Annotated in this window: 7 protein-coding genes; all 7 read right to left on the bottom strand. The window is 72.1% G+C overall.

The genetic code is table 11. The annotated features are described in order from the left end of the window. Positions 1-9: 9 nt before the first annotated feature. From ACFY12_RS10600 to ACFY12_RS10570, 7 genes are read right to left on the bottom strand one after another with little or no spacing between them, the layout of a single operon-like run. Positions 10-1,821 (bottom strand): ABC transporter ATP-binding protein, encoded by a 1,812-nt coding sequence (locus ACFY12_RS10600; RefSeq protein WP_390715384.1) that lies wholly within the window; start codon positions 1,819-1,821, stop codon positions 10-12. Continuing rightward, complete coding sequence (locus tag ACFY12_RS10595; RefSeq protein WP_390715383.1) at positions 1,818-3,578, bottom strand: ABC transporter ATP-binding protein; 1,761 nt, start codon at positions 3,576-3,578, stop codon at positions 1,818-1,820. The genes ACFY12_RS10600 and ACFY12_RS10595 overlap by 4 nt, the downstream gene beginning before the upstream one ends. Further along, positions 3,575-4,357 (bottom strand): thioesterase II family protein, encoded by a 783-nt coding sequence (locus tag ACFY12_RS10590; protein ID WP_390715382.1) that lies wholly within the window; start codon positions 4,355-4,357, stop codon positions 3,575-3,577. Before ACFY12_RS10590 ends, ACFY12_RS10595 begins: the two co-directional genes overlap by 4 nt. Continuing rightward, the gene (locus tag ACFY12_RS10585; RefSeq protein WP_390715381.1) at positions 4,354-5,391 is read right to left on the bottom strand and encodes a Gfo/Idh/MocA family oxidoreductase; all 1,038 of its coding nucleotides are present in this window, start codon (positions 5,389-5,391) and stop codon (positions 4,354-4,356) included. Before ACFY12_RS10585 ends, ACFY12_RS10590 begins: the two co-directional genes overlap by 4 nt. Beyond that, a complete protein-coding gene (locus ACFY12_RS10580) occupies positions 5,388-6,530 on the bottom strand; it encodes a saccharopine dehydrogenase NADP-binding domain-containing protein (RefSeq protein ID WP_390715380.1) in 1,143 nt (380 codons plus the stop codon). Before ACFY12_RS10580 ends, ACFY12_RS10585 begins: the two co-directional genes overlap by 4 nt. Further along, a complete protein-coding gene (locus ACFY12_RS10575; RefSeq protein ID WP_390715379.1) occupies positions 6,527-12,181 on the bottom strand; it encodes an amino acid adenylation domain-containing protein in 5,655 nt (1,884 codons plus the stop codon). The genes ACFY12_RS10580 and ACFY12_RS10575 overlap by 4 nt, the downstream gene beginning before the upstream one ends. Then, entirely contained in the window at positions 12,178-19,833 is a 7,656-nt protein-coding gene (locus ACFY12_RS10570) for an amino acid adenylation domain-containing protein (protein ID WP_390715378.1), read from the bottom strand. Before ACFY12_RS10570 ends, ACFY12_RS10575 begins: the two co-directional genes overlap by 4 nt. Positions 19,834-19,880: the final 47 nt, after the last annotated feature.

The raw sequence follows: 19,880 nt of genomic DNA, 5'->3' as shown, positions 1-19,880 counted from the left end.
TCCGGATGCTCAGGATTCGGCGGCCGGTGTGTGCACGGGTGCGCGCAGTGGGGTTTCGCCCTCGCGTGAACGCCAGAACTGCGCGTACCTGCCGTTCCGTTCGAGGAGGTCCTCGTGCGTGCCGTGTTCGACCACCGCGCCGCCGTCGAGGAAGGCGATCGAGTCGGCTTGCGCCACCGTGGTCAGGCTGTGTGCGATGACCAGGACCGTGGCGCGTCCGGCGAGCAGCCGGATGGATTCGGCCACCACGGCTTCGGTGGTCGGGTCGAGGGCGGCGGTGGCTTCGTCGAACAGCACCACCGGGGCGTTCTTCACCAGGGCCCGTGCGATGGACACCCGCTGCCGCTCGCCGCCGGACAGCGCCCGGCCCCCTTCGCCGACGGTGCTCTGCCAGCCGTCGGGAAGGCGTTCGGCGATCTCGGTCACCGCCGCGAACTCCGCGGCTTGCCGCACCTGTTCCTCGGTTGCTTCGGGATTGCCCAGGCGGATGTTGGCTTCCAGGGTGTCGTCGAAGAGGTAGACATCCTGGAAGACGAGAGACAGCTGAGCCATCAGGTCGTCGGTGGCCAACTCGCGGACATCGGTGCCGCCGAGGGTGACCGCCCCGTCCTGTACGTCCCAGAAGCGGGCGATCAGTCGCGTGAGGGTGGTCTTGCCGCTCCCGGACGGGCCGACCAGCGCCACCATCGAGCCGTGCGGCACGGTCAGCGACAGCCCGCTGAGGACGGGGGCGGCGCCACGCTGCTCGTGCCCGGCCCCAGCACCGGCCCCAGCCCCGTTCCCGTGTCCGTGTCCGTGTCCGTAGCCGAAGGTGACGTCGTGGAACTCGATGTCGTGCCGTGGCGGCACCGGGCTCGGCGTCGCCGGTTCCGGGAGTCCGTCGAGCTCGACGAGGTCGCGGACGGCACCGACCTCCACGGCCGAACGGCGCAGCGCCGTACCGAGTTCGGCCAGGATCTTCAGCGGACCGGTGAACTGTGCGCACAGCCCGATCAGCGCGACCACGTGGACCGGGTCGGCGGCGCCGTGCACCGTCAGATAGACGCCCAGCGCCACGGCGGCGCCGAACGCGGTCTGGACGACGAGGCCCTGCAGGACGAGGCCGAGCACCGAGGACCACAGGGCCCGCCGTCCGGCCCTGCGCTGTTCGTCGATCGCGTCGTCGAGCGGTGTGTACGCGGTTCCTTCGATGCCGGCGGCGCGCAGCGTGAGCTGTTTCTCCGCGAATTCGAGGAGTCGGGTGTTGGTGGCCGCCGCGGCATCGTGGATCCGCCGTTCGGCCGCGCCGTTGCGGCGCCCTGCGATGGTTGCCGACAGCCAGATGACGGGGGCGGCGGCCAGCAGGGCCAGCCCCATCCGCCAGTCGTAGAAGCAGGTCGCGACCGCGACCGTGAGCGGCGTGACGATATGGAGCGTCAGCGGTACCAGGATGTCCATCGCCGTCTGCGCGACGAACATCGTGCCCCGCACCGCGACGTGCGAGGTGCGTCCCGTGGTCGCGGGGGTGAACCAGCCGATCGGCAGCTCGACGAGCCGCTGGCCGATGCGGCGGTGCATGGCGACGATGACGTCCATCGCGAGGTGGAAGCCCCACATCGTCACCCGCGCCAGCAGCGTGCCGCCGGCCGCCGCGAGCAGGCCGAGCACGGCCAGCCAGTACCAGGCCGCCCCGGCATCGTTGCGGTAGAGCGACAGCAGCACCGGCACCAGCGTCGCCAGCGCGATTCCCTGGAGAACCCCGACGAGCGTGGCGAGGGTCAGGAAGCCGCGGAAGGCACGGCGGGTGGTGGTGCCGCCGATGGCTATGAGGGCAGATATCACCGGGTCACCTCGCAGAGATCGTCGTTCCACATGCGGGCGTAGACGCCGCCGTGCTCCAGCAGTTGGGCGTGGGTGCCCTGCTCCGCGACGCGTCCGTGCTCCAGCACCACGGTGTTGTCCGCCTCCTTCGTGCTGTCGAGCCGGTGCGTGATCACGATGACGGTGCGGTCCGCGGTCAGGCGCCGGAGGGCGGCGTGCAGCAGCGCCGCTGCGTCCGGGTCGACCGCGGAGGTCGCCTCGTCGAGCACCAGCACCGGGGTGTCCGCCAGCAGCAGGCGGGCGATGGCGATGCGCTGGGCTTCCCCGCCGGACAGGCGGGCGTCCGTGCCGACCACCGAGTCGTATCCGTTCGGCAGCGTGAGGATCCGGTCGTGGATCAGCGCGTCGCGGGCCGCGCGTTCGATGTCGGCGCGGGTGGCGTCCGGGCGGCCGAGGGCGATGTTGTCGGCCACCGAGACGGCGGGCAGCTGCGGTTGCTGAAGCAGCACCCCGACGGTGCGGTACAGCTGCCGGGTCGGGATGTCGCGGACATCCACTCCGCCGATGCGGATCTGTCCCCGGTCGACATCGTGGAACCGTGCCAGCAGCGCCGTCAGCGTCGACTTTCCCGCGCCGGACGGCCCGACGAGGGCGGTCGTGGTGCGGGCGGGGAAGGTGAGCGTGACGTCGTGCAGTACGGGCTCCTCCGCGCGGTATCCGAAGGCGACGTCGCGCACCTCGACCGTCGCGTCACGCAGCTCCGCCTCCCGGTCGGTGACCGGGAGCTCCGGCTCGTCGAGCAGGCAGACGATACGTCCCGCGGCCTCGGCCGCTTCGGCCCGGGCCTGGGCGCTCGTCGCGACCGTGAGGATGGCCGCCGGGAGCATCATGGCCACGGCCGACACCACGAGCAGCGAAGCGGCCCGCGTCCAGCCCTGCTGCACGCTCCAGATGCCCACTGCGAACACCGAGCAGGCCATCACCGATGCGGTGAGGAACACGCTCGCGACGGCCTGGGCGCGCATCGCGGGCCGGACGAGGCCGGTGAACTCCTCGCGGAACCGCTCGGAGACCGCGGTGAAGCGCCCGTATTTCTCGCCCGCCTTGCCGAACACCTTCAGCACGACGACCCCGCGGAAGTAGTCCGTGATCGCCGCGCTGACGGCCGCGAGTTCGGCGGAGACGCGCGCCATGATGTCCCGGTTTCCGGTCTTGGACAGCGCCGAGAACACGGTGAAGTACAGGACCATCGGAGCGATCACCGCAAGCCCGAGCCGCCAGTCGACGGTGAAGCAGAAGAGCAGTCCGGCGGCCGGGGTGAGCACGCCGGCGACGGACTCGACGAGAGTGTGTGCGACGAGCTGGTGCAGCGAGTCGACGTCGTTCTGCACGATCTGCCGGACCCGCCCCGAGGAGTGCTCTCCGAACCAGCCCAGTGGCAGCCGTCCCAGCTTGGCGCTCAGCGTGCGGCGCAGCGTCGCCTGGAGTTCGACATCGGCGAAGTGCGTGATCAGCAGGGCGAGGAAACCGCACGTCGACTGGATGCCGAGTCCGGCGATGAACCAGAACAGCGGCCCGCTCACGTCCTGATGGCGGGTCAGCCCCTCGGCGAGATCCAGCAGGGCGAAGAACGGGATCACCGAGCACAGCGCCCCGGCGGCCTGTATCGCGACCGCGACCGCGGTCGGGGCGAGCACCGGCCGCAGGATCCGGAACAACGGGCCGCCCGTGATCTTCTCCGACAGCCCCGGCTGCTGCGTGGTGTGCCGGTCGGTCATCGGCGAACACCCCCGTGGGCGGCACAGGCATCGGCACCGGCACAGATGGTCCTGATCAGCTCCGGGAGCTGAGTGTCGGGCGCCTGCGGATAGAAGTGCCCGCCCGCGCACCGGACCGGGGCACGCCGCTCGGCGGAGAAGCTGTTCCACTCGCCGATGCGTACGGGGTCGACCTCGTCGTCGCGGTCACCGAAGACCACATGGATGTCCGGGACCACGGCGCCGGTGCACGCGTACGTCTCCAGCAGCCGGTAGTCCTCCCGTACCACCGGGAGGAACATGTCGCGGAGTTCGGGCACCTGCCACAGGTCCGCGCTCGCCGGATTCTGCCGGACGATGTCGGCGATCAGCGTCTCGTCGGTGTCCCGGTGCAGTGCGGTGCCCACGCCGTGGGACGGCGGGTTCTGTCCCGACACCACGACTCGCATGCCCCGGGCGCCACGGGCCGCCAGCGCCGCCGCGGTCTCGTATGCCACCAGCGCACCCATCGAATGCCCGACGAGCACGGGAGCCGCCTCGGCGAGGCCGGCCGCCGCGAGGTCGTCCGCGACCGAGCGGGCGAGGCCGACGAGGCTGTCGCCGTGCGGGTTGTCGCGGTGCCGCTCGTGCAGGCGCGTGTCCCGTCCGGGATAGGTGACGCCGAACAGCCGGGCCTCCGGTATCACGCCGGTCCAGTGCAGAAAGAAGCGTGGACTCCCCCCGGCGTGCGGGAAGAGGACGACGGGGACGCCGCCTCCCCTGCTCGTCTCGGCATCGCTCAGCGGTGCCACTGCGTTCACGAACACACCTCCAGGTCACGGATGTTGATGAATTTCGGGGGTGAAGAGGGCAGGTCGGCGGGTCTGCCGAGCCGGGCCGACACCGCCTCCCAGTGGCGCAGCACGGCGAGGTCCCGCTGTCCGACCGGCTGCCGCCCGGTGGTCAGTGCCTCGACGAAGCCGCTGACCGCCCGGGTGATTCCCTGCGCCCACAGGCCGGTGAACACGGTGTCTCCGGTCCAGTCGTCCGGTCCGAGGGCGTGGGACAGGCGCTGTTGCGGGTGGCGCAGCCGGCCCGGGGCGTCCTCGTGCAACCGGGGCTCCCACCGGGTCGGGCCGTGGACGTGCGACAGCGACAGTTCGCCGTCCGGTGTGCCGAGGACGAAGCCCATGAGGGGCTGGCAGTCGTCGTCGGGCGTGCGCGCGTCGTAGGCGTTGCGTACCAGTACATCCACCGCGACGTCTGCCCAGTCGGTGCTGACCAGGGACTTGGCCGTCGCGGCTGCCGGGTGCACCGCGATGTCGCCGCCCGGTGGGGCGGTGAGGATCCGGGAGAGCACGCGCAGGCTGGAGTGCAGGACCTGGACGCTGGTGCGGAGTTCGACGCTGGTGATCGGGGAGACGGCGTCCAGGGCTCGTGCCGCGGCGATGAACCGGCGGACCGGTTCCAGGTGCTCGTAGAAGCCGGTCACCGCGAAGGCCGCTCCGGACCGTTTTGCGGCACGGACGGAGCGCACGACGTCCGCGGAGTGCACCGGAAGCTCCTGGAGCACGGAGATGCCGCGCCGCAGCAGGTCACGGCAGATCTCGTCGCCCTGGCCGCCGACGATCGCGGAGCGGACCGCGACGACGGCCAGCTCGGCACCGTCGATCTCGTCCGTCCCGGCCAGGTAGCGCACCCCGAGTTCCGCCGCGAGATCGCGCCCGGTCTGCCCGCCGGTGCCGGCCACGCCGACGAGTTCCACGGGTGAGCGCGGGCCGGCGAGCGCCCGCGCATAGTGCGCGCCGAAGGTCGCGCCGACCACCACCGCGCGTGGCCTGCTGCCCCTGCTCACAGCTCGCCCTCCTCGAACTCACCGGACTCCTCGGCCGGTTCGGAGGTCTCGGGCAGGCCGGTACCGGGGACGGCGTCCAGGACGAGCGATACGCCAGGTACGTCCGTGGCCATGCGGTCCCAGAAGCGCCGGGCATCGACGTACTCCGACATCCAGGCTGCACCGGTCCTGCCGCGCGGGTCTTCGAGGGCGGCGAGCGCGGCCACGGCCCCGGTGAGGGCGTAGCTGTCGGTGCAGTGCAGGACGGTGCGGACGGTGGCCTGTCGCGAGGTGCCGTGTCCCGAGGTGCCCTGCAGGCTGATCCGGAAGTACGGCCGGGCCCCGGAGACCGCGGCGTCGATCGCCCGGAGCGTCTCGGCGTGGGTGCGCTGCTGGCCGAGCGCCCTGGACAGGGCCTGTTCGATCTGCGCCGAGCCGGTGATGTTGCACCACCGCAGGGAGGCGAGGCCCAGCTCCTCGGCCGCGGCCCGGCATTCCTCGTCCAGGCTCACATGGGCGCTCGCGGTGCCGGGGAACGCCGCGGGGACGGCGAGGCCGGTGTCCGGTGGCAGTGTGTGCAGGGCGCCCCGCTGGTAGATCTTTCCGGGATGACCGGTGCGGGCCCGCACGGCGTGCAGGTACTCGTCGAGCCCTGCGCGGCTGAGCGGCTGCACCCCGCCGCAGTGGGCGTCGATCTCCGTCGTCGCGGGATCCCCCAGCCGGGCGGCGACCGCGCGCACGGCCACACCGGCCAGCCCGGGCTGCACGCCCGCGCCGAACACGGCGAGAGCGCCGTGCTTCTCGGCCGCTGCCGCCGTCGCGTCGATCAGGGCCTGGTCGCCGCCGGCGTCGACGTAGTGGGCTCCGTGCCGCAGCACTGCCTGCGCGGTCGGCGCGGAGTAACGGTAGGACGGTCCGGCGCAGTTGACGACGACATCCGCCGGACCGGCCCGCCCCGCCAGGGCGGCGGCCACGGATTCCGGCTCGTCGAGGTCCACCCGGACGGTGTCCGGGCTGCTCATCCCGTACGCCCGCAACTCCCGTTCCAGCCGGGGCAGATCACGCCCCGCGGCAACGACATGGGTGTCCGCCCGGCCGAGCAGGGTGCGCACACAGGCCCGCCCCACCGCGCCGGAGGCGCCCAGCACCAGGTACTTCACGCGTCCCTCCCCCACAGCTGCTGGAGAACGTCCGCCACGGCGGCCGCCGCATCACCGGTGAGACAGTCGAAATGGGTTCCGTCCACGTCGGTCACGGTGAGTTCACCGAGGCAGTACTCCTCCCAGAAGGCCGTCATGTCCTCCTTCAAGGTGGGCAGGAAGTGCAGGTCACCGCGCTGCCGCAGGAAGGTGATGTCGCCGAGGTAGCCGGGGCTCCGGAAGGAGGCGACCGCCTTCAGGCTCGCCGCGTACGACTCGCGGAGCTCGCGCAGCGTCTCCGGTGTCCAGGCTCCGGCCGGGTCGGAGGCGGCGAGCCGGTCCAGCCGGGCCCGTACACTGCCGGGCGCCGCCGCGATCGCATGTCCCAACCTCGGATAATTGCGGGCGAGTTGGGCCACCGCGCCCTCGGGCACGCGGTCGCCGTAGCGGGCGCGCGCCTCGTTCAGCAGGTCGCCGAGTTCGTGCTCGTCGAAGTCGAGACCGGCCTCGGCGGGGTCGCGGTACATCAGCCTGGCGAAGGAGTAGTCGAGCAGCAGCCCGTCCTCGATGACGAACGGGATGCGGTACGAGCTGACCACGGTCAGCGATCCGGCCGGGGTCCCGCGCTCGGCGAGCCGCTCGGCCATGCTCGCGGCGATCAGGCCGCCCATGCAGTAGCCGACCAGATGGATCCGGTCGTGGGTGCGGTCGAGTCCGCTGTCGGTGAGCGCGCGGACATAGCGTTCGGCGAGGGTGCCGAACAACTCCTCCGGCGCGATGTCGATACCGCCGTCGCCGGGGGTGCGCCGCACGCCGAACACGGCCGGCCGCTCGGTCTGCGTCTCCAGCCGGGCCAGGAGATCGCGGTACGGGCCGAGCCCGCCGGAGCCGTCGTGGACGAAGACCACGGCATCGCGCTGCCACCGGCTGCCGCTGCCGTCGAGCACCTGGACCAGCGGCCGTTGCGCCTCAGCGGCCCCCTTGCCGTCGGCGGTTCCCTTCCCGGTCTCCGTCGTCGCGGTGGGGTCCGCCGTGCCGCCGTCGGAGAGCGCCCGTACACACCCGACCACCGTGGGGTCGGCGACGATCTCCCGCAGCAGCCGGTCCCACGGAATCGCCGCGGCCCCGGGGATCTCCCGCCGCAGCCTGCCCACGCAACGGGCGATCAGCAGGGAGTCGCCGCCGAGCTCGAAGAAGTTGTCGCCGGCCGCGATCGGATGGTCCGGGCCGAGGCCCAGCACCTCGCGCCAGATCCCGGCCACCGGCCGGTGCTCGGCGTCCAGCCGGGCCGGTCCGCCTGCGCCGGTCGGGTGCTGCGGGCCGGTGCCCGTCCGCCCGGCCAGCCGCGCGACGGCCGCCCGGTCGACCTTGCCGTTCGCGGTCAGCGGTAGCGAGGGCAGCACCACCACGCGCGACGGCAGCATGTAGCGGGGCAGGCGCCGTGCGCCGGCTTCCAGGACCTGCGCGGGGGTGAGGGGCTCCTCGTCCAGCCGCGCACTGGCGAAGAACACGGACTGCGCTGTCGGGCGCAGCACGCTGTCCTCGGTGGGGAAGTGCACACTCCGCTCGAACGGCGACGCCTCCAGCGCGGCGTTCCACTGCTCCAGGGAGAAGAACGCATCACCGGTCGCCGCCCGTTCGTCGGTGAAACCGGCCAGTCCCTCCTTGAACTCCATCGACACCAGCAGCGGCGCGTTGACCTTCGTGGAGTCGATGGCGGCCAGGGTGCCGCCGGGGGCGAGCAGCCCATGCAGGCGGTCGAGGGCCGCGGGAATGTCCCGGGCGTTGTGGAGCACGTTGGCGCACAGGACGACGTCGAAGGAGCCCGGTGCCATGCCCTGCTCCTGCGGATCCTCGTTGAGGTCGAAGAGCGCGACGTTCACCTCGGGCCACCGCTGAGCCGCTTCGTCGAGAAAGAACCGCGAGACGTCCGTGAACGTGTACTCGGCACGGCACCCTTCGAGGGCGGCGAGCACCGGGGCGGTGGTGCCGCCGACACCGGCGCCGATCTCCAGGATGCGGAGCGGCTGACCTGCGGCGTTGCGCTGCACAGCCCGCTCCCTGATGCCCGCGCGGACCAGGCCGTTGAGGTACCGGCTGGTGAGGTTCTCGGCATAGGCGGCCCGGGCGACATGCGTGCTGCCCTCGGGGAACAGCAGGGCCAGGGGGTCGGCTTCGCCGGACAGCAGGGCGGACAGCCCGGCGAGGCAGCGCTCGACGTAGGCGAGCTGCTCGTCGCCGTAGTCCAGTGCGCGGCCGAGCTCGCGCACCTCGGACCATCGCCGCAGCAGCTCGGTCTCCTCGTGCGGCTCCGGCGCGACGGTCACGTTTCCGTCCTCCGACACCGTGAGCCTGCGCTCGTCCTGCAGCGTACGGATCCAGCGCCGTACCAGCGGCCGATGGGTGCTGCCACCGAGCGCGGCGACGAGGTCGTCGACGCCGGTGATTCCCCGCGCGCACTTCTCGGCGACCTTGCTGCCCATCGCATCGAGGGCCACCGCGTTCATCCGGGAGAGCAGCTCGGTGAAGGCATCGCCGTCCAACTGCGCGACAAACGCGGCGTGTTCGGCCGCGGCGGCCTGCTCGACCCGTTCCGCGGCCCGCACACCCTCGGCGCGCCGGTCCGGCCCGCGCTCGGGGACCACGCCCGCGACGAGCGACTTGCCCCGCCCGGTGTCGGCGGTCGCCGCGACGGCGGCCGCTATCCCGTCCGCGGAGCACAGTGCGGATTCGACCTCGGCGAGCTCGATGCGGTGCCCGCGGATCTTCACCTGGCCGTCGAGGCGTCCGAGGAACTCGATCTCCCCGTTCGGCAGCAACCTGCCGCGGTCGCCGGTGCGGTAGCAGCGCTCACCGTTGGCCGGGTGGCGGTAGAAGGCGGTCGAGGCGGCGGAACCGGTGCTGGTGCTGGTGTCGATGCCGGTGCTGGTGTCGATGCCGGTGCCGAGGTATCCGGCGCCGACGCCGTCGCCGCCGATGTGGATCTCGCCCGGCTGTCCGGTGACGGCGGGCTCTCCGTCGGCGTTGAGCACCCAGATGCCCTGGTTGGGCAGTGCCCTTCCGTACGGAACGGACCGGGTGTCCGGCGGCAGCGGCCCGGTCACCTCGTGCAGGTTGGACCAGATCGCGGCCTCTGTCGCGCCACCCAGCGCGAGGAAGCGGGCGTCGCGCGCATAGCGCCACAGGTGCCCGGGCTGCCGTACCGGGACCCAGTCCCCGGAGACGAGCACCGCGCGGATGCCCGACAGTCGGTCCGCCGGAGCGCCCTCGTCGTCCAAGTGGTCCAGCAGGAGCTGGAGTTGTTCGGGCACCGAGTTCCAGACCGTAACGCCGTGCTCCGTCGCCGCACGGGCCCAGGTCTGCGGGTCGGCGGCGACGCCCGAGGACAGCAGGACCACGCGCCCGCCCGCGGCGAGCATGCCGAAGACGTTGAACACCGACAGGTCGAAGGAGTGCCGTGAGATCGCCAGCACCGCGTCGTCCGCGGTGAGTTGGAGGAGGTCCTCCATCGCGTCGAGCGTGGTCGCGACCTGGTCGTGGGTGAGCGCGACTCCCTTCGGTGCCCCGGTGGAGCCCGACGTGAAGATGACGTACGCGAGCTGTCCGGGATCCACGGTGCCGGTGTCCATGGCCGTGTCCGTATCCGTGGCCGCGTCCCCGGCGGGCAGGAGGACGGTGTCCGGGTCGATCACGAACACACCGGCGTCGGTGCCGCTTTCGGTGCCGTCTTCGCTGAGCGTGGCGATGATGTGCTCCCGGCGGGCGGCGGGCCACTCCGGGTCGACGGGCACGAAGTAGCAGCCCGCGGCGAGCACTCCGATCTCCGCCGCGATCTGGTCCGGCCCCGGTGGCAGCGCCACCACCACCGGACTACCCGGCCGCACTCCGGCGCCGGCGAGCGTCCGGGTGACCGCGGATGCCCGCTCGGCGAGCTCTCCCCGGCTCACCGTGGTGCCGGTGCCGGAGTGTACGACCGCGACGGCGTCGGGGTCGGTGCGGGCGTGCTCCCGTATTCGAGTGTGCAATGCACCCCTGGGAGGCCGCTGCACCCGCGCCACCGCCGGCAGCGCGCGGCGATCGAGGAGGTCGCGGTCCCAGGCCGACTCGTCCGCCGCCAGCAGTTCGACGGCGCCCACGAAATCCCCGAACGCGGCGTCCAGCACGCTCGCGTCGATCCCGCCGTCCCTGCTGTCCCAGACCAGCGAGGCCCCGTCGCCGTGCGGGGCGGCCTGTACGTCGAGCAGAACCTGCGGGGTCTGGCTGAGCCCGGCCGCCACGACGGGCCGAAGCCGGCGGCCGATGCCCGTGCCCGATCCCGTACCGGCGCCCACGGTCGAGGTGAGCACCACCTGCGGGGTACGGCTGTGCCCCGACTGCCGACGTGCCAGCATCCGGCCCACCTCGACACCGCTGACCGCGCCGTGGTCCATCGCCTCGAACAGGGAGTCCTGCGCCCGGCGCGCCAGGTCGGCGAAGGGCACATCGGGCTGTCCGGGTGCCTCGGCCAGAGCGGTCGAGGTGAAGTCCCCGACGATCCGGTCCACGTCCTCAGTGACCGGGCTGCGGTCCAGGACCGTCGCGGTCACCAGGGAACGGTCGGCGTCGGTGTAGCGCCGGGCCACCCGCCCGAGCACCGCGAGCAGCAGCGCGGACGGTGTCACCCCGCGCGACTGTGCCGCGGCGGTCAGGGTCGCCCAGCGCTCCGGCTCGACGAGGTGGCTGCGCCGCGTGTAGCGGACCGGCCCGCGTATCCGGTCCCGGCCCCGGCCCTGGCCCTGGCCCTGGCCCTGGCCCTGGTCCTGGCCCTGGTCCTGGTCCCGGTCCTGGTCCTGGTCCCGGAGGGCGGGCGGGAACTGCATGGCCGGCGGGAGCTGTTCGCTGCGCTCCTGCCAGTACTCCTCGTCACGGGCCCGGGCTGCGCGCGCCCGTGCCGTACCGGCCCTCCTGCGCATCGTCAGGATGTAGTCGCGGAAGGTGAGGGACGGTTTCGCCAGGGGCTTCTCCGGGTCGTCGAGGGCCGTTTCGAAGTCCTGCAGGATCACTTCGAGGCCACGGAAGTCGGTGAGGATCAGATCCACCGACAGGTGCAGCACCGACTCGTCCGGGCCGCGCGTCACCACTGCGTCGATCATGGGGCCGCCGCCGAGCTCGTGACTGCGGTGCTGGAGCTGCGACCGCACGGCCCGGTGGGTCTCGTCGAATGCCTCGGGGGTCGGGCAGTCGTGGACGAGGAGCGGTACGTCCATGCCGGGATCGATCCGCTGCCATCCGTCCGGGGAGACCGTCACGCGCAGCATCTCGTGGCAGTCGACGACCCGCTGCCATGCCTGCCGCAGCCACCCGGCCGGGCCGGTCAGGTCATCGGGGACGAGGAACTCGGCGTAGCCGTGGCAGCCGACGCCGCCGTCCTCGTAGGCGTCCGTCCGGCCGACGAGGTAGGCGGCCTGCACATCGGTGAGCGGAAAGGGCCGGTCGGCGTTGTCCGGGTCCCGCACCGCGGCCTCGCGGGCGGAGAGCACCGCGATGACCTCGTCGCGCCGTGCCGCGACCTGCTCGCGCAGCTCGGGCCCGAAGGCGCCGGTCGGGGCCTTGAAGCGGAGTTTCCCGTCTTCCAGCCACAGATCGACACCCCGCATCTCGATCTGGTCGACCAGCTGCTGGGCGGAGGTCATAGCTCACCTGCTTCGTAGTCGTCGTCGTTGTCGTTGTCGTTGTCGTCTTCCGTGCTGGTCGCGAGCTCCGCCACCGCAGCGGTGAATGCTTCAAGGTCCGGATGGGACAGGAGTGTTCGCAGCGTGATCCGCGGGTCGACCTGCTCCTGGAGGGTGCGGACGCAGCGTGTGGCCCGCAGTGAATCGCCCCCGGCGCGGAAGAAGTTCGCCCCGTCCCGGGGCAGTTCCGTGCCGAGCGCGTGCTCCCACGCCTGCCGGATGAGCGCGTCGAGCCGCCCGGCACCGGACTGCCCGGTATCCGGCTCCTCGGCGTCCTGCCGTGCGCGTACGGCCCCGGAGAAGTCCCGCAGCCGGCGCGCGACCCCGTCCACCACAGCCTGGGCCCCTCGGGAGCCGATGAGCTGTGTGACGTGGTCGGCCGTGATGTGCAGCCCCCGGCGGTCGTCATGGACCTGGAGGTCCAGGACCGTCTGCGGGGTCTGCGAGCAGCTGAACACCAGCTGCCCGAATCCGAAGTCGTCGGAGCTCAGCGCGGGATCCTGCATTCCGAGCCCGCAGGTGAACACCACGGGATACATGCCGCGCACCGGATCCCCCGTCTCCTGAACGAGGTTGCGCTGCTGATCGATGGCGGTGATGGTGCGGTGGTCCCGCGCCGCGGCCAGTTGCAGCTGGGCGCTCCGCCCGATGGGGGCGAGGTCGTCGCCGTCGGCCACGTGCGCGCCGACCAGTGTCAGCGAGGTGAAGTCGCCCACCACGGTCTCGATGCCCGGTACGGCCAGGTCGCGGTCGAAGGTGGTGACGTTGACCCCGAACCGTTCCTGGCCGCTGTGCTCCGCGAGTTCGGCGGAGTACGCGGCGAAGATCAGCGCGGCGGGCGTGAGGCCCGCGTCCGCCGCCGCGGCGCGGACCGCGTTCCACTCCGTGCGGTGCAGGCCGGTACCCACGCGGTCGAAGAGGGGCCGTTCGGTCAGTGCGACGATCTGCGCCGCGCTGACGAGTGCGGGCGCTTCGGGCACGGGGTTGGCGGCCCAGTACGCGGAGTCCCGCTCCGTGGGTGCCGCGGTGTAAAGCCACGGCCGCTGGGAGACGTACTCGGCGAAGGAGGCGTGCAACGGGTCGAGTTCCACCGCCGTTGCCCCGGCGTAGAGCGCGCCGATCTCCCGCAGCACCCGCCACATCGAGGCACCGTCGAGCATCAGGTTGTCCATCCCGATCCCGATTCTGGTCCCGGACGCACCCGGGCCGCCCGGGCGCCCGATGCGCACCGTGAGCGGGCCGCGCCGGGCCGGGTCCGGGATCTCTGCGGCGGTGCGCTCCCGCGGGTCATCGGCGGATTCGATGGGCGGGTGCACCGGCTGGCCCCCGACGCGGCCGGTCATGACCCCGTCCTCGTCGACGATGGCCGTGGTGCGCAGGGCGGGATGGCGGAGCACCACGGCCTCGACGGCGGCGGCGAAGCGCTCGGTGTCGAGCTGCGGCGCGTCGAACTCGAAGTAGCAGTGCGAGGCGACGCCGCCGAGCAGCTGCTGCTCGCTGCGGCCGGTCAGGTATGCCTGCTGCACCTTGGTCAGGGGGAAGGCAAGGGTGTCCGCGGTATGAGTGTCTGCGGTACGGGTGTCAGCGGTACGGGTGTCAGCGGTACGGGTGTCAGCGGTACGGGTGTCAGCGGTACGGGTGTCAGCGGTACGGGTGTCAGCGGTACGGGTGTCAGCGTCGGAGACAACCGCCGCGGACACCGGGGCCGCAGGCTCGTCATCGCGCACCGACCGAGCGATGTGCTGCGCCAGTTCGGCGAGCACCCGCATGTTGAACAGGTCGGCCAGCCGCACGCCGGTGAAACCATGGGTGTGCAGCGCGGCGAGGACCCGGGTGGCCGCGAGCGAGTCGCCGCCCAGCACGAAGAAGTCGTCGTCCAGCCGGGGCGGGCGCGCGGCCTCCGGCAGATACCGCCGCCACAGGTCGGTGAGGAGTTCTTCGATGCCGGTGCGGGGGGCCTCTTCCCGTTCCTTCCGGCGTGCTTCCCGCTCCTTCCGGCCTGCCGGGATGTCCGGCGAAGGCGGAGGCGGAGGCTGGAGCACCGGCGCGGCCGTACGCGCGGGAGCGGGAGCGACAGCGGCAGCGGCAGCGGCAGCGGCAGCGCCATCCCCGTCACCACCCTCATACCGCTCGTACCGTTCATACCGCTCGTACCCTTCATCCTCTTCATACCGGGCCTGTACGAGGGCGAGTTGCCGGGTGGGCACGCTGACCGAGAAGGGACGCCAGCCCCGTTCCGCCAGCCAGTTCCACCAGGTGGGCACCGGCCACAGCGGCGTGGTCGCCGGGTCGGTGATGCGGGGGTCGAGCAGCGCGGTCACCAGGGAGGCCGGGCCGGGCTCGGTCACCTCGGTCAGCAGGAACACGGCTCCGGGTGTGACGGGGAGGTCGGTGAGCATGGCGGCCAGGCCGGTGTCCCGGTGCAGGGCGCCCAGCGCGAGGACGACGTCCACTGGTGTGTCCGGCAGCGCGGCGAGGGACTCCAGGCCCCGGTCCTCACCGAGGTCGCGCAGCAGCGGAGAGCACTCGATCGGGACCCACTGGATGTCCGTCCCCTCTGTCCCCTCCGTCCCCGCCAGGTGTCCGGCGAGCACGCTGTGCAGCAGCCCGGTCCCGGCACCGAGGTGGGCCACCCGCAGTCTGCGGCCCGCGGCCTCCGCCGCACGACGCAGCTCACCGCACACCTGCGTCAGCAGGCCGCCACTCTCCAGGGATTGGGTCAACAGCGCTTCCGGCGCGAGGCGTTCGTGCTCCAGCAGCCGCGTGACCCGCACCTCACCGGTGAGGCACCGCGCGAGGAACTCGGCGTCGGCGGCATGCGGTTCGCCCGCCGCCTCCAGGTCGGCGAGCGCGGTGCGCCACCGGTCGAACACGGGCGCCAGCGCGGGCCTGACCTGCTGCGGGTCCACGCGCTGTACACAGCGGCGCAGCGTCGCCGCCAGCTCGTCGTGGTCCGGCGCACACACCGCCGCACACACCGCCGCGGACGGAGCCGCAGGGCCGGCAGCAGCCGGTGCTTCCCCGCTCCCGGTGAGGCGCCGGACCCGGCCGACGAAACGGGAGAACGCCCGCTCCAGGAAGCCCGGTTCGAAGACGTCGTCCGGACAGTCCCAGCGCAGTTCGATCTCCTCGTCGCGCGGCACCACCTGGCAGTCGATCAGTACGCCGGGAGTCCTGGTGTGCGACCAGACCGCCTTGACCTCGCCGCGGAACAGGCGCTGCGCCGACGACAGACCGAGGGTGCTGGTGAAGACGACGGGGAAGGCCGCACGGCCCGCCCGTGCGATATCCCGCACGCCGGGCGCGTACCCGGCAACGGCCCGCCCCAGCGCGCGGTGCACCTCCGGGGCGCCGATTTCCGGACCGCAGCGGCACAGCGCGAGTTCGGTGAAATTGCCCAGCACCTCCGAGGAGACGTCCGTGGGCCGGCGGGACATCGGCACGCTGATATCCACGGCGTCCGCGCCGAGGGTCTCCGCGAGGGACTGCCCGAACTCGGCCAGGAGCAGTGACGATGTGGTGACCTGCCGATCCCTGGCGATGCGGGTCAGTGCGCCGGTCTCGTCGGCACCGAGGCGCACCCCGCACGAGTGGACGGCGACCGGCTCACCGGGAATCCGCCGTACCGGCAGCTCCGGTGGCCGCAGTCCGCCCGCCGTGTCATCGGAGGCGCCGGCCCGGAAGCGTGCTTCCTCCGCCTCCTCCGCCTCCTCTGCTTCCTCGGACTCCCTGACTTCCCTGGCTTCCCTGGCTTCCCCGGCGGCGACCCGTGCCGCATACCGGCCGAACTCCGCCAGGGAAGCGGCGATCGGTTCCGCCGGCTCGGTCCCGCACGCCTCGGATATCAGCGTGTTGAGTACGGCCATGAGGCTGCGGGCGTCGAGGCCGAGGTAGTTGAGGCTGAGCCCGATCTCCCGTTCGTGCCCCCGTACCGCCACAGCGGTCAGCACGGCCGACGGTTCGGTCTCGTCGTCCAGCGCAGCCAGGCAGGCGCGCAAGCGGTCCGCTGCCCGGGCGGGGTCGCCTGCGTCGAGCCAGGTGAGCGGAGGGTGTTCGGGGAGTTCATGGGGCGGCAGTACACGCTGTGCCGCGTCCCCGTGGCGTATGCACCGCAGTCCGTCGAGGCGGGCGCACACGGCGTCGATCGCCTTCGACCAGGCGTCGAAGTCGACCGGCCCGGCGGAGCTGATCACGACCGAGTACCGCGGTGCCGTACGGACGACCCCGCTGATCCCGTCCGCGCCGAGCGCGTACGCACGCTGCAGCGGGGTCAGCGGGAATTCCCGCGCGGCCTTCTCGGCGGCCGCGTCCCGGAGGACCGGCGCATCCGGCTCGCCCGGCAGACCCGGCAGGCCCGGTGCCGACGTCGTCCGCGCGGCGGCGCAGACCGCTGCGAACGCCCGCAGCGTCGGGTTGGCGAACAGCTGGTCCACCCCGGCCTCGATGCCCCGCTCCCGCAGCCCCGCACAGACCCGGGTCGCGGCGAGGCTGTCCCCGCCGAGGGCGAAGAAGTTGTCGTCGGGGGCGAGTCGCTCCACACCGAGCACGCGTCGCCACTCCGCGGCGACCTCTCCGTCACTGTCCGCGCCGCCGGGCCCCGGGGACGCCTCGGACCCGTCCGACTCCAGCCGTGCGGCAGCCCACTTCCGGTCCACCTTGCCGTTCGCGGTGAACCGCAGCTCCGCGGCCTCGACGATCACCGTTGGCACCATGTAGTGCGGCAGTTCGCGGGCGAGCCGTTCACGGAGCGCCCCGGCGTCAAAGGCCACCGGCGCGGATGCGTCCGGTGCATCCGGTGCATCCGCTGCATCCAGTGCATCCGGTGCGTCCGCTGCATCCGGTGTGTCCGGGACGACAAGCGCATCCGGGACGACAAGCGCATCCGGGACGACAAGCGCATCCGGGACAACCAGCGCACCCAGCGCCGTCCGGTTCCGGATCGGCGTCACCACGGCCGCCGAAACGTACCCGGTTCGCCGGATCGCGTGCTCGATCTCGCCGCATTCGACGCGATGGCCCCGGACCTTCACCTGCGTGTCCAGCCTGCCGAGGATGAACAGCAGCGGCCCTTCCCGCCAGAACCCGAGGTCGCCCGTGCGGTACCACCTCTCCCCCTGCCCGTCGGTGACGAACCGCTGGGCGGTGAGCTCCGGCGCACGGTGGTACCCGGCGGCCACCCCCGCGCCGCCGATCCACAGTTCGCCGGCGACCCCATTGGGACAGTCCCGTCCCGCATCGTCGACGACGCGGTACTTCTGCCCGGACAGCGGCACGCCGTACGGAATCGCTCGCCACTCCGGGGCGATGTCGTCCTGCGAACGGATCACGTACTCGTTGGACCAGATGGACGCCTCGGTGGCGCCCCCCATCGCCACCAGCACCGCCTTCGGCGCGGCCGCCCGCAGCCTGCGGAACAGCCCCGGGTCGATCCAGTCCCCGGAGCACATCACCGTACGCAGGGTGTGCAGCGTGTCCAGTTCGTCGTTGGCGGCGAGCAGCATCTCGACCAGGCCGGGAACGGTGTTCCACACGGTCACCCCGAAGCGGCGGACCAGCTCGCCCCATACGAAGGCGTCCCGCCGGGAATCCTCGGGGATGGTGACGACCGCCCCGCCGCAGGACAGCGGACCGAAGATGTCGTACACGCTCAGATCGAAGTCCAGCGCGGACACCGCTAGCACCCGGTCGTCGCGGCCGACCGAGTTCCGGGCGTTGACGTCGGCCACCGTGTTCAGCGCCGCACCGTGGGCGATCGCCACACCCTTGGGTGCGCCGGTCGAGCCGGAGGTGTAGATGATGTACGCGAGCCCGTCGGCCGCCGCCGGCACCGGCTCGGGCAGCGGATCGTGACCGGCGGCACCGGCGGCGAGGTCGTCCGCGGTGAGCATCAGTCCTGCCCCGGCCGCCCCGGCGATGGCCTCCGCACGCGAGTCCGGCATATCGACGCCGATCGGCAGATACGTGCATCCCGCGTACAGCACCCCGAGCACCGCCACGACCTGTGACGGCCCCTTCGGCAGCCGGATCGCGACGACCGTGCCGGGGGCGACCCGCGCGTTGATCGCGGCAGCCAGCCGCAGTGCCCTGTCGTCCAGTTCGGCATAGCTCAGCCGCCCGGAATCCCCACTCCCGACAGGGTCACCGCTCTCGCGGTACTGCCGCGGGTCCCAGAGCACGGCCTCGGCGTGCGGCTGCTCGCTCACCCGCCGGCGGAAGTCCTCGTACAGCAGGCCGGCCGTGCGGGCGGGCGCGGTCGAATTGACCGCGAGCCGCTCATCGACCGTGCGACGGCACAGCTCCAACTGCGGAGCACCGTGTCCGATGACCTCGCGAAGCGATTGCACGAACAGCTCGTACATCTCGCGCGCCATCCCGTCGGGCAGCACACCGCGGCGCACGTCGAACGCGACCTCCACACCCGCGCTCGTCAGCCGGAAGACCCGGCAGTCGATGATCACTTGAGGTGTCGTCGAAAAGAACTCGGGCTCTCCGAGCACGGCCACCGCATCGTCGCCGAAGACCGGCCGCTTCGCCGCAAAGGTGAACACGTAAGGAGACAGGCCGGGATGCCCGCTTCCGGCCTTGAGCGCCTCGCGCAGCTCCGTTGTCGCCTCGACACCGCGCGAGATCCGGAACCTGAGCTCGTCACCGGCCTCGCGCACGGCCTCGGCGAACGTGTCCATGGCATCGGGACGTGCGCGGTGCGCATAGGTGACCGTGCGGTCCACCACCTCGTTCTCGGTGCCGGTGGTGTCGACCCCGGTCACCGTCACCAGGAACTCAGCGCTGGACGAGAACCGGCGCAGCGCCCGCTCGTAGAGCGCGAGCACCAACGCCGCCGTCGTGCAGCCCAGTTCCCGCGCCCGCTCCTCCAGCCGACTCCAGTCGGCGTTACCGAACCGGGTGGTCAGCCGCTCCACGAGCGGATGGGCAGCCAGGTCCGCCTCCGCCCCGCCATCAGGCCCGTCGGCCTGTCCGGCCGCAGCGGTACGCCGCGGCAGCTGAGGCGGCGCGAACAGCTCAACCGGCCGGGCGTCGACGACTTCCTGCGCCACCGCCGGCCGTGGCCGCTGCGCCCGGCGCATCCGCTCCCGTATATCCCCCAACTCCTGGTACTCCGGGAGGACGTCCCTACCCAGTGCCGCGGCCAGCTGCGCGGCCAGCACACCGATCGCGGCGATGTCCGCGATCGCCAGGGAGATCGCCAGATGCACCGTGGACGTCCCGTCGGGCAACAGGCTGACCTCTACGGCCCACGTCCGCCCCTCGACCGGATCCACCGACTCCGTCAGCATCCGGCGCCGCGTCCCTGCCAGCGCCTGCGCCACGCCCCCGGCCGCCGGCTCCCGCAGGTCGTGCCGGTGCAGCCGCGGCGGCACGACCTCCGCCTCTTCCAAGGTCTCCGCGTCGGCGAACCGCAGCCGAAGATACGGATTGGCCGTCAGAGCGGCGACGGCATCACCGAGCCGCCCGACGTCGATGACCCTGCCGCTGAACTCCAGGTACGCGACACAGTCGAGGCCCCCCAGCGGCAGCCCCGGATCACGCCCGGCGATATATGCACTCTGCACCGCCGTCGCCGGCAGTTGCCCCCCGCTGTCGCCTCTCATCATGTTGAAAACGATATTCATTTTTAAAACCTGATGCAACTCGCCCACAT

The organism is Streptomyces sp. NPDC001339 (genome assembly GCF_042895955.1).
GTDB lineage: Bacteria > Actinomycetota > Actinomycetes > Streptomycetales > Streptomycetaceae > Streptomyces.
This window is presented reverse-complemented; position numbering and strand designations above follow the sequence as displayed.